Below are 14,304 nucleotides of genomic sequence, written 5' to 3' on the forward strand. Positions count from 1 at the left end.
CCCGGCGCGTCTGCAAACCTCGCCTGTCGTTCAGCCTGCCGACCGGCAATGCCGATCCGTCGTGGTTCTGCCTGCCTGCTCACCCACATGAATTGATCGGCGGCCGTCTTGGCGCATAGCATCGCCCTGCCCGACGCTCGCCACAGGTCCTTACCGTTGTCTGCGCCCAATACGCCTGCTTATCCGCTGGACAACCTACATCGCGTCGAAACGCCGGAAGGCATCGACCTCAACCTGCACCCCGCCGGCCTGGTGCCGCGCGCGCTTGCATTCGCCATCGATCTGGCCATTCGTGCCGTCCTGTTGATCGCGCTTGGCACGTTGCTGGCCATGCTCGGCGGGTTCGGCATCGGCCTCGGCGCCATGCTGCTGTTCGCCGTGCAATGGACCTACATGGTGGTGTTCGAGGTGTTCAACCAGGGGCGCACGCCCGGCAAGCAGTGGCTCGGCCTTCAGGTGATCCATGACGACGGCACGCCGGTAGGCTGGGCCTCGTCCCTGACCCGCAACCTGCTGCGCTTCGTCGATTTGCTGCCGTTCGGCTATTTTTTCGGCGTGATCTGCTGCCTCTGGCACCCATCGTTCAAACGCCTGGGAGACCTGGCCGCCGGCACCCTGGTGATCCACCGCCAACCCGCACCCGCCTCGGTACAGTTGCCTGTCGGCCCGGAACGGCCGCCCGCGCGACCGCTCGGTCTCGATGACCAGCGCACGCTGGTGGCCTTCGCCGAGCGCGCACCGTCGCTGTCCCCCGAACGACGACAAGAACTGGCCGAGATCCTTGCGCCCCGGTTCGGCGTGGCGCCCGAGGCGATGGAGAGCCACCTGATGGACATGGCCCGCTACCTGGTGGGCCGATCATGAGACAAGCGCACTTCGAGCGTCTGCATCGGCCCGGCTGGAACGCGTTCCAGCACAGCCTTCTCGCGCTGGAGAAAGGCCGCCGGCAGGATGCCGCAGCCGATCGCTTTCCCGCCGATTACCGCCGCCTCTGCCATCATCTGGCCCTGGCCGAGTCTCGCGGCTACAGCCGTCAACTGGTCGACGAGCTGCGCAACCTGGCCACGCGCGGCCATCAGCAGCTCTATCGGCACCGCAGCCTGCTGATGGCCAAGGTGCTGGGGTTCATCACTGGCGGCTTCCCGCGATTGGTGCGGGCCGAGCGCGGCGTCGTAACCTGCGCCTTCGCCCTGTTCTTCGGCGCCTTGCTGCTCACCGCCGCCTGGGTGGTGCTGTTTCCCGAGGCGGTCCACGCCATCGTTCCGCCCGAACAGCTCAGCGAAATGGAAGCCATGTACGACCCGGACGAAACCGGCCACGGCCGATTCGCCAGGCGCGGCTCCGATACCGACTGGTCGATGTTCGGCTTCTACATCATGAACAACATCGGCATCGCCTTTCAGACGTTTGCCAGCGGCCTGCTGCTGGGGCTGGGCAGCCTGTTCTTCCTGCTCTTCAACGGCATCACCATCGGCGCGATCGCCGGCCACCTCACCGCGATCGGCTATCACCAGCCCTTCTGGTCGTTCGTCATCGGTCATGGCGCCTTCGAGCTGACCGCCATCGCCCTCGCCGGTGCCGCGGGCCTGAAACTCGGTGTCTCGCTGATCGCGCCCGGCCATCGCACACGTCTGCGTTCGCTGCAGCACGCCGCCACCCGTGCCATCCGACTGGTGGCCGGCGCGGCGCTGTTTTTGCTGGTCGCCGCGTTCATCGAAGCCTTCTGGTCATCGACGCAGACGTTCGATGTCGCGTTCAAATATGCGATCGGCGCCCTGCTCTGGCTGTTGGTGGGTCTGTACCTCGGCTTCGCCGGGAGGTCCCGTGCGACCGAGTGACCTGAACCTGTCGGTGCGCCCGCGGCCGGCGCGGGAAGCACTCGACCTGGGCACCTTGCTCGCGCAGCGTCATCTCGGGTTGCTGATGGCGAACTGGGCGCTGCTGACCCTGCCGCTTCTCGGTGTGCTGACGCTGTTGCTATGGGATCACCCGACCGTCGTGTTCGTGCTGTTCTGGTGGCTCAAGCCCCTCTGCGACCGCCTGCCGCTCTACATCCTGTCACGCGCGATTTTCGGCGAAACGCCCACGCTGCCCGACTGCCTTCGTGCCCTGCCAGGGTGCCTGAAAGGGCATTGGCTCAGCGATCTGGTGTGGCGGCGCTTCACGCCGGTGCGCAGCTTCACCCTGCCCATTCACCAGCTCGAAGGGCTGTCGGGGCCTGCACGAGCGCGCCGCCAGGCGATCCTGTCTCAGCGCGACGCGGGCGCGGCGACCTGGCTGACGCTGGTCGGCGTGCATGTCGAATGGGTCCTGTCGCTCGGCCTGATGGGCGTGATGTTCCTCATGCTGCCGCATCAATGGGTCGAGCAATGGGATTGGCAGGTGCTGCTCCAGCAAGGCAGCGACTGGCTGTGGCTCGAGCATGCGAGCAACCTGCTCTACGCGCTGGTGCTGATCCTCTGGGAGCCGATCTACGTGGCCGGCGGCTTTACGCTGTACCTCAACCGACGCAGCCAGCTCGAGGCCTGGGACCTGGAACTCGGTTTCCGGCGCATGAGCGAGCGCTTGCGCGGCAGCCTGCCCGGCGCCGTCCTGACCCTGGTGCTGGTCGCCGGCTGTTTTGGCTCGCCGACCGACAGCTACGCCGCTCCCGCTCCGGAACAGCCGGCGACCGCCTTCGAGGAAACGCCCCAAGCCGCGCAGGCGCGCGAGCGCATCGAGTCGATACTGGCGGCCGAACCGTTCGAACACCGGGAAACCGTGACCCGTTGGCGCCTGCGCGGCAGCGATGAAGCGCCTGGCTGGCTACCCGACTCGCTGCCGCGCCTTCACGGCCTGTGGGATTTCATGGGGCAGGCCGCGCTCGTGCTGGAAATCCTGCTCTGGGCCGTCGTCGTTGCGCTCGTGGGTCTGCTGGCGTGGCGATACCGGCTGTGGCTCGCCATCTATGGCGGCAGGCTGGGCCATCGGCGGCGCCGCCCGTCAAACCGGCCGACCATCGAGCAGCTCGATCTTGCCGCCGAGACGCTGCCGGCCGACGTCGCCACCGAGGTCCTTCGGCTCTGGCCGAGCCAGCCACGCACTGCGCTGGGCTTGCTCTACCGCGCCCTGCTTCGCCATCTGGTCGAGCGTCACCAGCTGCCGCTCAGGGCTTCGGATACCGAGGCACAGGTAGTGGCGCGGCTCGGCGACCTGAATTCGCCGGCGCTGGCTGACCTGGCCGAACGCATCGCCCGGACCTGGAGCTCGCTGGCCTACGGTCATCGCCTGCCTGCCAGCGCCACCGTCGAAGAGCTCTGCCACCAGTGGCGAGAGCTGGCAGGAGAACGCCCGTGAACCGCCGTCGTGTCGGATTCATCCTCGCGCTCGGTCTGCTCGCCGTTTTGCTGGCGCTGATGCTGTCACGCCTCGAGCGCTACGAGGAAGTCGTCGATCACGGGCCCTCGCCGGCCGCGCAGGCAGACCCCTACCTCGCGGCCGACCGTTTCCTGGCCGAAAGCGGCCTGGCGGTGGAACGCGCGCGGCTGTCAGATGCGGTCGTCCGCCAGTCACCGGCAAACCACACCCTGCTGCTGCTCGGCGAGCGAGCCGACATGACCGCCGCCCAGAGCGAACGCTTGCTGGACTGGACCGCCCGCGGCGGGCATCTGGTCTTCGTCGCCGAGCAACTGTGGGACGAAGCATCCGGGCGCAGCGGCGACCTGCTGCTCGATGGCCTGGGCTTGCAACAGCATGAGGTCGAGACGAGGCGCACATCGGAAGCCGAACCGCGATCGAGCGAACCCGGCCCCGAGCTCACCCGGCTCTACATCGAGGAGCAGAGCGCACCGGCCTACCTGGCCTTCGATGTGCGCTTCCACCTCTACGACCCGAACGGCCGCGCCCATGCCTGGGCCAACAGCGCCGGCGCCACCCACATGCTGCAACTGCGGCACGGCGAGGGCCTGGTCACGGTCCTCACCGACGCCTGGATCTGGCAGAACGACCGCATTGGCCAGTACGACCACGCCTGGCTGCTCTGGTACCTGACTCAGGATACGCAGGTCACGATGGTCACCGAACGGTCATCGGCCAGCCTCCTCGCCCTGCTCGCCCGGCATTACCCGCTGAGCCTCGCGGTGCTAGGGCTGATTCTGATCCTGGCGCTCTGGCACTTTGGCTGGCGCGAGGGACCGATCCGGGACAGCGCGCAGCCGGCACGCCGCAGCCTCACCGAGCATCTGCGCGCCACCGCCGCCTTCCTGCTGCGCAATGGTGCCAGTGCAGAACTGATTCAACCGCTGCAGGCCGACATCGACCGCCGTGCAATCCGGCGTCGCCCCGGCTACGGCCAGCTGTCCATGGATGAGCGCCTGACGCTGCTCGCCGAGCTCAGCGGACTGCCCTCCGACAACGTGCGGATCGCCATGCGCCCCGCCGCCGGCAAATCCTCGCCGATCGAATTCACCCAGCAGGTCGCCCACCTGCAAAGCCTAAGGAACGCCCTATGAGCGATAGCCCCATGAATGACAGCGTTCGCGAAGCCAGCGACTCCGGCACGTTCGACGAACAGCGGCGGCGCGCCATCGAGCATGTCGCCGCCCTGCGACAGGAAATCCGCAAGGCGATCATCGGCCAGGATGCGGTGGTCGATGGCGTGCTCACGGCCCTGATCGCCGGTGGCCACGTGCTGATCGAAGGCGTGCCGGGACTCGGCAAGACCCTGCTGGTCAGGGCGCTGGCCCGCTGCCTTGGCGGGAGCTTTTCGCGCGTACAGTTCACCCCTGACCTGATGCCGGGCGACGTCACCGGGCATGCCCTGTTCGACCTCAAAACCGAGCAGTTCCGCCTGCGTCGAGGCCCGGTGTTTACCAACATCCTGCTCGCCGATGAAATCAACCGGGCCCCGGCCAAGACGCAGGCTGCGCTGCTCGAGGTCATGCAGGAAGGTCAGGTGACGATCGAAGGCCGCGCCCTTCCGGTTCCCCAGCCCTTCCTGGTGCTCGCGACGCAGAACCCGATCGAGCAAGAGGGCACCTATCCGCTGCCCGAGGCCGAACTGGACCGTTTCATGCTCATGCTGCGCGTCGATTATCCCGAGCTGGACGCCGAGCGGCTCCTGGTCCGCGCCGTGTGCGACGCACCGACCGATCTGCTCGTCGCGGCGGCGTTGCGCCCGTTGTGCCAGCCGGCCGATGTCTCGGCACTGCAACGCGTCGCCGCGGCGCTACCGGTGGATGATCAGGTCGTCGACTACGCGGTGCGCCTGGCACGGGCGACGCGCAACCAGCCGGGACTCGTGCATGGGGCCGGCCCCCGCGCCTCGATTGCGCTGGTCCGCTGCGCACGTGCGCGGGCACTGCTCCGCGGCGGCGAGTTCGTCATGCCGAGCGACGTGCGCGACTGCGCGCTCGATGTGTTGCGCCACCGTGTCCGGCTGTCGGCGGAGCTGGAAATAGAAGGCATCGGCATCGATCAGGTGCTCAACGGTCTCATTACGGAAACAGCGGCACCTCGGCTGTGATGACCGCCCACGTGCTCCCGAGCATCCGGCCATGAGCCCGTCCCTGCGGCTGGTGCAGCTGGTGTTGATCCTGTTGTTGCTGGCGCTCGCGCTGGAAAGCCTGGCGCTGCTGCATGCGCCGGCCGAAGCCGCGGTCATTCCCGCTTGGGGTGCGCTGGCGCTGGCCCTGTTGGTGGCCATGATCGATGCGGGACGCGCCCTGCGATTGCCGACGCCGTCGCTGACGCGCCAGTTGCCCGGCAACCTGCCGCTCGGCCGCTGGGCGGACGTGCGCCTGGTCATCCACTCCACCGCGCCACGCGCCGTGCAGCTCGATCTCATCGACCATGTGCCCGATGGGATGGAGATTTCGGGATTCCCCCTGGCCATCCGGTTGGCCGACGGCTCGTCGTCTCGCGTTGGCTATCGAGTACGCGCCACGCAGCGTGGCCGCTTCCGCTTCGAGCGGTGCGACGTCGTCCTCGGCAGTCCGCTGGGTCTGTGGCGCGTGCGGCGGCGAATCGCGCTCGAAGACGACACCCGCGTCTATCCCGATTTCATCGGTTCGCCCGTTACCGAGATGACCGGCATGGATGGCTGGCTCGATCGCCTGGGCATCCATCGCCAGACGCGGCGAGGGCATGGCCGGGACTTCCGCCAGCTGCGCGAGTACCGCGAAGGCGACACGCTGCGGCAGATCGACTGGAAAGCCACCGCCCGCATGCGCACGCCGATCGCCCGCGAGTACCAAGACGAACGCGACCAGCAACTGGTGATGCTGCTCGACTGCGGACGGCGCATGCGCAGCCAGGACGGCGAGCTTTCGCACTTCGATCATGCCCTCAACGCCTGCCTGCTGCTGTCGCACGTGGCGCTGCGCCAGGGCGATGCGGTGGGACTGGAAACCTTTGCGCTCGAACAGCCACGCCGATTGGCCCCCGGGAAAGGAGCCGGCCAGCTACGCGCCCTGCTGGACGCCTCGTGTGATCTGCAATGCACCCGCCAGCCGTCGGACTACAGCGAAGCGGTCGCGCGCCTGCTGCAGACCCATCGACGCCGCGCATTGGTCGTCCTGTTCACCAACCTGCGGGACGAAGAGACCGATGAAGACCTGGCCGCGGCGCTGCGCCTGCTGGGCGGCCGGCATCAGGTCCTGCTCGCCAGTCTCAGGGAAACGGTGCTCGACGATATCGGACGCCAGCCGGTTCGCGACGTCGAGGCTGCGCTCGCCTACGGGGGTGCGATGGCGTACCAGGCGGCGTGCCAGGGCCTGAAGGCCCGCTTGAATGCCCAGGGCATCCCCGTGCTCGAAAGCACGCCGCAGTCGCTTGGCCCGGCGCTGGTAGAGCGCTACCTGGCGCTGAAACGCGCCGGAACGCTCTGATTCAGCGCCCGTCGCGCAGCGGGACGGTCTCTCTCGGCGAACGGTTCGCGACGCCGAGCCCCAGCGAAAAACTGAAGTACTGCTGCAGGGCGGCGATCATGTCGCCCACCTCGGCCGGCGGTTCGACCATGCTGAAGCCGGAATCGAAACTGCCTGGCGTGACGTCCTCGCGGGACCAGAGGCAGTCGGCGTCGAAGTCGATCAGCCGCAGGCGTCCGTCCTTGCCTGGAATTTTCAATCGCATGCTGAAACGGGCCGACACCAGCATCGGATAGGGGCTGATCAGCATCAGTCCCGTCTCCGACAGGTTGCCGATGAAGCCCAGGGGTTTATCCGTGGTCCGGTTGAACACCTTGAGGTAGTACGGCAGTTGATGCCGCTCGATACGACGCTGATTCGCCATGCTTGATATCCCTTAGCCACCACGAGTATGGCTGCAAGGCATCGGGGCGACCAGTCACCGGCAACTACCGTTCATCTGGTCGCTCAAGGCCTTGCGCGCCGCCTCGATCTGCGCATCCGAGTAATAGTGCCGCTCGCCCGCCGCGTCCTGGCTGAAGTAACGACCGCCCTGTGATAGCGCCGCGAGTCGGCGCTCCAGCCCCTGGCATTCGCGCTCCCGTTCACCGCGCCGTTGCGATGCCTGCTGGCGTGCCGCATCGCGCTCCTCCCGGCGGGCATCGAACCAGCGCGCCGCGCGCTCGCGACCGTCGGCATCGCCTTCGATCACTTGCGGGCGTACCTCGACACGCTGGGCGCCGGCCGGCGGCCGCTCGCCGAAGTGCACCTGCCCCTGCGCATCGGTCCAACGGTAAACCTCGGCCGCCGCGCACGACGACCACAGCATTGCAATCCCTAGCCAAACGCGCATCGGCGCCTCCTGACGGTTCGTCCTCAGCGAGCCGCAGGGTGAGCGACCGCCGGTTCGCTCGGACGATGATGCCCGAGCTGTTCGAGCGTCTCCAGCCGTGCGCGGGCGCGGTAGGCGTATTCACTGCCAGGATAGCGCCCGATGATGAACAAATAGGTCTGTGCAGCGTCGACGAACAGGCCCTGCCGCTCCAGGCATTGCCCACGCAGCATGGAAATCTCCGGCTGCACCGCCGCGCCGGCTCGCACGCGGCGCTCGGCCTGCGACAGCGCGAGCATGACCTGCGCACAGTCGCCGGCTTCGTATTGCCGGTAGGCCTCGTCAAGGTGGCGATCGAGCGCGCCGCGGCTGCTGCAGCCAGGAATCAGCGCCAGGGTGAAGAGCAGGAATAGAGTGCAACGCATGGTGAGTCCTCCGTGTCCCTGGCTTATCGGCAGCCGCCCCGGTTACTCCAATCGAGGCGCCAACAGCGATGCGGACACGTCGAAAGGGTAGTAACGACGCGACGATGACTACACCGTCACCGCATAGTAGCCTCGCCGGCAATTCGTACAAGGAGCCCACAATGACCTCGCGCCGCACCAAGATCGTCGCCACCCTAGGCCCGGCCAGCAGTTCGCCGGACGTACTCGAGAAGATGATCCTCGCCGGGCTGGACGTTGCCCGCCTCAACTTCTCCCACGGCACGCCGGACGAACACCGCGCCCGCGCCCAGCTGGTTCGTGACCTGGCCGCCAAGCACGGTCGCTTCGTCGCGCTGCTCGGCGACCTGCAAGGCCCGAAGATCCGTATCGCCAAGTTCGCCAACAAGCGGATCGAGCTGGCCGAAGGCGATCAGTTCCGCTTCTCCGTCACGCACCCGCGCGATGCCGGTACTCAAGAGGTGGTGGGGATCGACTATCCCGACCTGGTGAAGGACTGCGGCGTGGGCGATGAACTGCTGCTCGACGACGGTCGCGTCGTCATGCGCGTCGACAGCAGCACCGCGGACGAACTGCACTGCACCGTACTCATCGGCGGGCCGCTTTCGGACCACAAAGGCATCAACCGCCGCGGCGGCGGGCTCACCGCACCGGCGCTGACGCCCAAGGACAAGGCCGACATCAAGCTGGCCGCCGACATGCAGCTCGACTACCTGGCCGTGTCCTTCCCGCGTGACGCGGCGGACATGGACCTGGCGCGCCGCCTGCGCGACGAGGCCGGCTCCAGCGCCTGGCTGATCGCCAAGATCGAGCGCGCCGAAGCGGTCGCCGACGACGAAAGCCTCGATGCGCTCATCCGCGCCAGCGATGGCGTCATGGTGGCTCGCGGCGACCTGGGCGTCGAAGTGGGCGATGCCGAGCTGGTGGGCATCCAGAAAAAGATCATTCTCCACGCGCGCCGCAACAACAAGATCGTCATCACGGCCACGCAGATGATGGAATCGATGATCCACAGCCCCATGCCGACGCGCGCCGAGGTCTCGGATGTAGCCAACGCCGTGCTCGACTACACCGACGCGGTGATGCTGTCGGCGGAGAGCGCCGCCGGCGAATATCCGATCGAGGCGATCAAGGCGATGGCGCGGGTCTGCATCGGCGCCGAGAAGCACCCTACCAGCATCAAATCCGGTCATCGTCTGGGCCAAAGCTTCAGCCGCTGCGACGAGAGCACGGCGCTGGCCGCGATGTACACCGCCAACCATTTCCCGGGAGTAAAGGCAATCATCAGCCTGACCGAGAGCGGCTACACGCCGCTGATCATGTCGCGCATCCGCTCCTCGATCCCGATCTTCGCCTTCACGCCGCACCGCGATGCGCAGGCGCGCGTCGCGCTGTTCCGCGGCGTCCAGACCGTGCCGTTCGACCCGGCGTCGTTGCCGGCGGACAAGGTCAGCCAGGCCGCGGTCGACGAGCTGATCAAGCGCAACGTCGTGCAGCCCGGCGACTGGGTGATCCTGACCAAGGGCGACCGTTATCACGGCACCGGCGGTACCAACACGCTGAAAATCCTGCACGTCGGCGATCCGCTGGTCTGATCCGACAGGGCGTGCCTTCGGGCGCGCCCTCCCCTCACGCGCCTGTTCCGCTCCCGCTCACGAAGCATTCGGCCCTGACCTGATTGCGCGGCAAGCCCGCCAGGTACAGCCCTCGCACGCACGCGTCCACGAAACCCTCGCTGCCGCATACCAGGGCGATCGTTCGCCTCGGCATCCGCCGCTCCTGGGCCAGCAGGTGGGCAAGCCCGCTGCGATCCAGCCACTCGACGCTCAATGACGGATGAGACGCCGCCAACGCCATCATGGGTTCGCGCAGGTAGGCGTCCCGTGCGACGTGCACCAGCCTGATCGGCCCGACCTGTCCCTTGGCGAGCGCATGCCGCGCAACGCTCCATAACGGAGCCAGGCCAGTGCCACCACCCAGCAGCAGCAATGGCTGATCGTCCCATTCCGGCTCGTAGGCCAGCGGCCCGCCCTGCACATCCGCGACCAGCAAGCGATCGCCTGCGCTGAGCGTGCGTGCGTGCGAGGCGAAGGCACCGGGTCGCGAACAATCGATGTGAAACTCCAGCCCGCTCTCCTCGCCAGGCACGCTGGCCATCGAATAGCGGCGCGCCAGACCCGAAGGGGTCCACAGCGCGGCGTGCTGGCCGGGCCGATAGCGAACCGGCGAGATGGTCGACAGGCGCAGCCGCAGCACCTCGCCCGCCAGCCACTCCGCCTGCTCCACGCATGCCGGCTGCCCGTCGCGCTCGGGCGAAAACGGCTCGACATGCAGGTCGCCGTCGACACGGCACTGGCAGGCAAGGCGCCAGCCCTCGCGACGTTGCACCGCGTCGAGGACGTCGGGCAAGAGATCGATCGGTTCACCCTCGATGCAACGCACCTTGCACACCTGGCAGCTGCCGGCGCGGCAACTGAAGGGAACGCGCTGCCCGGCGCGATGGAGCGCGTCCAGCAGGTTTTCCCCGCGTTCGGCGATCGACCGATGCGCGCCGCAACGCAGCTCAGGCACGGGCGGAAATCCAGTCCGCCTCGCAGCGGTTGCGTCCGCGCCGCTTGGCGCGATAGAGCGCCTGGTCGGCCCGGCTCAGCGCCAGATCGAGGTCATCGCCCCCCTGGAGCAGCGTCATGCCGATCGACAGGCTCAGATGGCCTGAACTGATCGCCGTATCGGCCGGCTCGGCCAACCGATACGCCTCGCGCAGGCGCTCGCAGCAGGTGGCCAGTTGCGCCGCATCCACGCCCGGCACCAGCAGGACGAACTCCTCGCCGCCATAACGAGCCAGCAGATCGCCGTCGCGCAGGCAGCCGGTCGCCGTGTGAGCGAACGATTGCAGAACGCGATCGCCGACCGCATGGCCATGCAAGTCGTTGATGCGCTTGAAATGATCGAGATCGATGATGGCCAGCCCGCTCTGCTGGCCCGGCCCCAGCCGACGCAGCTCCGCCTCGGCCTCGACCACGAAATGCCGGCGATTGCGCAAACCGGTCAGCCCATCGGTCGTGGCCAGGTCTTCGAGCTGGCGCATCATGCCGCGCAGGGTTTCCTGGTGCGCCTGGAGTGCCAGCCGCCGTTGCCGCATGCGCTGGCGAAGCCGATGCACGTAGCTGACGAACAGGCACAGCCAGACCAGCGTCACCGCCAGGATGCAGCCCTGCAGGAGCGCCATCTCCGGCTCGATCAGCCGGTGTTGCGGGACATCCCAGAGCGTGACGCCGATGAAGCTGCATAGCGCCAGCGCAGCGTAGCGCATGAACAGCGACGGCGGCAGGAACACCGCGAACGCCAGCACGAGGATATAAAGGACGAGAAACGAGCCGCGCGCGCTGCCGAGGTTGGACAGGAAGTAGGTCGCCCACAGCAGCCCGACCATCACCTGCGCCTCGGTCAGGCTCGGGTCCTTGAAGCGCTGGTTTTGGCCACTGGCGAACAGGCAGAGGAAGATCAGCTGGCTGGCGATGATCAGCACACAGCTGAGCAAGGCGCTGGACGGTGGCGCGTCGTAGTAGCCGACGAAGACCGTGATCCAGGTCAGCAACAGGGCCAGCCCATAGCTGAAGGCTGCCATGCCGAAGCGCTTGAGGTGCAATTGCTGCAGTTCCGACCGCTGATGCTGGGTTTGTGTCGAACCCATGACGTCCATTCCATCGTAGCAATTGGCCATCAATGTATCCCTTCTCGCCATGAAAGCCTAGCTGCGCATCGGCCATCCCTGGCTGCGGATGTGCCCGTCCGTCGGCCGCGCTATACTGCCGCGCCCCAAATTTCCCGCGGTGCCTTCGGCCGGCAGGCCGTCCCGACATCGCGGACCCGCCCGACAGCCCCGACAGAGGACGCGCTGCATGACCGTGATCAAGCAAGACGACCTGATTCAAAGCGTCGCCGATGCCCTTCAGTTCATCTCCTATTACCACCCCGTCGATTTCATCCAGGCGATGCACGAGGCCTACCAGCGCGAGGAGAACCCGGCGGCACGCGATGCCATCGCGCAGATCCTGATCAACTCGCGCATGTGCGCCACCGGGCACCGTCCGATCTGCCAGGACACCGGCATCGTCACGGTGTTCATCAAGGTCGGCATGGACGTCCGCTGGGACGGCGCCACCCTGAGCGTCGACGACATGATCAACGAAGGCGTACGCCGCGCCTACAACCTGCCGGAGAACGTGCTTCGCGCTTCGATCCTCGCCGATCCGGCCGGTTCCCGTAAGAACACCAAGGACAACACGCCGGCCGTCATCCATTACTCGATCGTCCCCGGCGACAAGGTCGAGGTGGACGTCGCGGCCAAGGGCGGCGGCTCCGAGAACAAGTCGAAGATGGCCATGCTCAACCCGTCCGACTCGATCGTCGACTGGGTGCTCAAGACCGTCCCGACGATGGGTGCCGGCTGGTGCCCGCCCGGCATGCTCGGCATCGGCATCGGCGGCACCGCCGAGAAGGCCGCGGTGCTGGCCAAGGAATCGCTGATGGATGAGATCGACATCCATGAACTCAAGGCCCGCGGCCCGCAGAACCGCCTGGAAGAGCTGCGCCTGGAAATCTTCGACAAGGTGAACCAGCTCGGCATCGGCGCGCAGGGCCTCGGCGGCCTGACCACCGTGCTCGACATCAAGATCAAGGACTACCCGACCCACGCCGCCTCGCTGCCGGTGTGCATGATCCCCAACTGCGCGGCCACCCGGCATGCGCACTTCGTGCTCGATGGCTCCGGCCCGGCCGCCCTCGAAGCGCCGCCGCTGGATGCCTACCCCGAGATCGTCTGGGAAGCCGGCCCGAGCGCCCGCCGCGTCGACCTCGATACCGTCACGCCGGAAGACGTGCAGAGCTGGAAGCCGGGCGAAACCCTGCTGCTCAACGGCAAGATGCTGACCGGCCGCGACGCCGCTCACAAGCGCATGGTCGACATGCTCAACAAGGGCGAGACGCTACCGGTCGACCTCAAGGGTCGCTTCATTTACTACGTCGGCCCGGTCGATCCGGTCGGTGATGAAGTGGTCGGCCCGGCCGGCCCGACCACCGCGACCCGCATGGACAAGTTCACCCGCCAGATTCTGGAGACCACCGGCCTCCTGGGCATGATCGGCAAGTCCGAGCGCGGCCCGATCGCCATCGAGGCAATCCGGGACAACAAGGCCGTCTACCTGATGGCCGTCGGCGGCGCCGCCTACCTCGTCGCCCAGGCGATCAAGGGCTCGAAGACCCTGGCCTTCCCGGAACTGGGCATGGAGGCGATCTACGAGTTCGAGGTCAAGGACATGCCGGTGACCGTTGCAGTCGACACCAACGGGGAGTCGGTGCATATCACCGGCCCTGCGATCTGGCAGAAAAAGATCGCCGAGAACCTCGCGGTCGAAGTGCAGTGACGCAGCGACGACGCATGAACGAGAAACCCGGCCATCAAGCCGGGTTTCTCGTTTCCGGGGCCGCGACGATCAGAGCGTGATGCGCGTACCCAGCAAGGCCAGGAACTGCGCCAGCCAGGCCGGGTGGGCAGGCCAGGCGGGCGCGGTGACGAGGTTGCCCTCGGTATGCGCCTGGTCCACCTCGATCTCGACGAAACGCCCGCCCGCCAGCCGTACCTCCGGCGCGCAGGCCGGATAGGCGCTGCAGGCTCGGCCTTCCAGCACACCGGCTGCCGCCAGCAGTTGCGCCCCATGACAGACCGCGGCGATCGGCTTGCCCGCCTCGGCGAACGCACGGACCAGCGCCAGTACCTGATCGTTCAGGCGCAGGTACTCCGGCGCACGTCCACCGGGAATCACCAGCGCATCGTAGGCCTCGGCCCGCACCTGATCGAAATCGAAATTCAGCACGAAGTTATGCCCAGGCTTCTCGCTGTAGGTCTGGTCGCCCTCGAAATCATGAATGGCGGTGCGCACGTGCTCGCCGGCCTTCTTGCCCGGGCAGACCGCGTGCACCTTGTGGCCGACCATCAGTAGCGCCTGGAAGGGCACCATCGTTTCGTAGTCCTCGGCGTAATCGCCGGCCAGCAGGAGGATGTTCTTGGCGGCCATTGCGTTTCTCCTTCGTTGAGCCTTGTTGCCGAAACGGCGTCCAGAACCATAGTCGGCCCAGACCCTCT

General features: G+C 67.0%; 14 protein-coding genes. 8 read left to right on the plus strand and 6 right to left on the minus strand.

The annotated features are described in order from the left end of the window. The first annotated feature begins 156 nt into the window (after positions 1-156). The 6 genes from D7325_RS11420 to D7325_RS11445 are packed head-to-tail and all read left to right on the plus strand — an operon-like array spanning position 157 to position 6,866. Positions 157-864, plus strand: coding sequence for an RDD family protein (locus D7325_RS11420; protein WP_120995784.1), 708 nt, complete (start codon positions 157-159; stop codon positions 862-864). After that, positions 861-1,838 carry a stage II sporulation protein M gene (locus D7325_RS11425; protein WP_120995786.1) on the plus strand — a complete coding sequence of 326 codons (978 nt, stop codon included), beginning with the start codon at positions 861-863 and terminating at the stop codon, positions 1,836-1,838. Before D7325_RS11420 ends, D7325_RS11425 begins: the two co-directional genes overlap by 4 nt. Then, a complete protein-coding gene (locus D7325_RS11430) occupies positions 1,825-3,336 on the plus strand; it encodes a DUF4129 domain-containing protein (RefSeq protein ID WP_120995788.1) in 1,512 nt (503 codons plus the stop codon). The genes D7325_RS11425 and D7325_RS11430 overlap by 14 nt, the downstream gene beginning before the upstream one ends. Beyond that, positions 3,333-4,490, plus strand: a complete 1,158-nt coding sequence (locus tag D7325_RS11435; protein ID WP_425452298.1) for a DUF4350 domain-containing protein — start codon at positions 3,333-3,335, stop codon at positions 4,488-4,490. The genes D7325_RS11430 and D7325_RS11435 overlap by 4 nt, the downstream gene beginning before the upstream one ends. A gap of 11 nt (positions 4,491-4,501) precedes the next feature. Beyond that, a complete protein-coding gene (locus tag D7325_RS11440; protein ID WP_245962075.1) occupies positions 4,502-5,503 on the plus strand; it encodes an AAA family ATPase in 1,002 nt (333 codons plus the stop codon). A gap of 31 nt (positions 5,504-5,534) precedes the next feature. Continuing rightward, complete coding sequence (locus D7325_RS11445; protein ID WP_120995792.1) at positions 5,535-6,866, plus strand: DUF58 domain-containing protein; 1,332 nt, start codon at positions 5,535-5,537, stop codon at positions 6,864-6,866. 1 nt (position 6,867) lies between these two features. On the opposite strand, the gene D7325_RS11450 is transcribed toward D7325_RS11445, so the two are convergent. From D7325_RS11450 to D7325_RS11460, 3 genes are read right to left on the minus strand one after another with little or no spacing between them, the layout of a single operon-like run. Further along, the gene (locus tag D7325_RS11450; RefSeq protein WP_120995794.1) at positions 6,868-7,269 is read right to left on the minus strand and encodes a PilZ domain-containing protein; all 402 of its coding nucleotides are present in this window, start codon (positions 7,267-7,269) and stop codon (positions 6,868-6,870) included. A gap of 54 nt (positions 7,270-7,323) precedes the next feature. Continuing rightward, positions 7,324-7,737 (minus strand): DUF4124 domain-containing protein, encoded by a 414-nt coding sequence (locus D7325_RS11455; protein WP_120995796.1) that lies wholly within the window; start codon positions 7,735-7,737, stop codon positions 7,324-7,326. 23 nt (positions 7,738-7,760) lie between these two features. Next, a complete protein-coding gene (locus D7325_RS11460) occupies positions 7,761-8,141 on the minus strand; it encodes a tetratricopeptide repeat protein (protein WP_120995798.1) in 381 nt (126 codons plus the stop codon). Positions 8,142-8,302: 161 nt separating this feature from the next. Between D7325_RS11460 and pyk the strand changes: the two genes are divergently transcribed. Further along, positions 8,303-9,754, plus strand: a complete 1,452-nt coding sequence (pyk, locus tag D7325_RS11465; RefSeq protein ID WP_120995800.1) for a pyruvate kinase — start codon at positions 8,303-8,305, stop codon at positions 9,752-9,754. 34 nt (positions 9,755-9,788) lie between these two features. On the opposite strand, the gene D7325_RS11470 is transcribed toward pyk, so the two are convergent. Both D7325_RS11470 and D7325_RS11475 read right to left on the minus strand, forming a co-directional pair. After that, on the minus strand, positions 9,789-10,730 hold the full coding sequence (locus D7325_RS11470; RefSeq protein ID WP_120995802.1) for an iron-sulfur-binding ferredoxin reductase: 942 nt from the start codon (positions 10,728-10,730) through the stop codon (positions 9,789-9,791). Then, on the minus strand, positions 10,723-11,853 hold the full coding sequence (locus tag D7325_RS11475) for a GGDEF domain-containing protein (RefSeq protein ID WP_120995804.1): 1,131 nt from the start codon (positions 11,851-11,853) through the stop codon (positions 10,723-10,725). Before D7325_RS11475 ends, D7325_RS11470 begins: the two co-directional genes overlap by 8 nt. A 208-nt stretch (positions 11,854-12,061) precedes the next feature. Here D7325_RS11475 and D7325_RS11480 point away from each other — a divergent pair, with 208 nt between their 5' ends. Next, positions 12,062-13,585, plus strand: coding sequence for a fumarate hydratase (locus D7325_RS11480; protein ID WP_120995806.1), 1,524 nt, complete (start codon positions 12,062-12,064; stop codon positions 13,583-13,585). A 69-nt stretch (positions 13,586-13,654) separates the two neighbouring features. On the opposite strand, the gene D7325_RS11485 is transcribed toward D7325_RS11480, so the two are convergent. Then, the gene (locus D7325_RS11485; RefSeq protein ID WP_120995808.1) at positions 13,655-14,236 is read right to left on the minus strand and encodes a DJ-1/PfpI family protein; all 582 of its coding nucleotides are present in this window, start codon (positions 14,234-14,236) and stop codon (positions 13,655-13,657) included. Positions 14,237-14,304 lie beyond the last annotated feature (68 nt).

Origin of the sequence: Stutzerimonas urumqiensis (assembly GCF_003640395.1) — a bacterium.
Lineage (GTDB): Bacteria > Pseudomonadota > Gammaproteobacteria > Pseudomonadales > Pseudomonadaceae > Stutzerimonas > Stutzerimonas urumqiensis.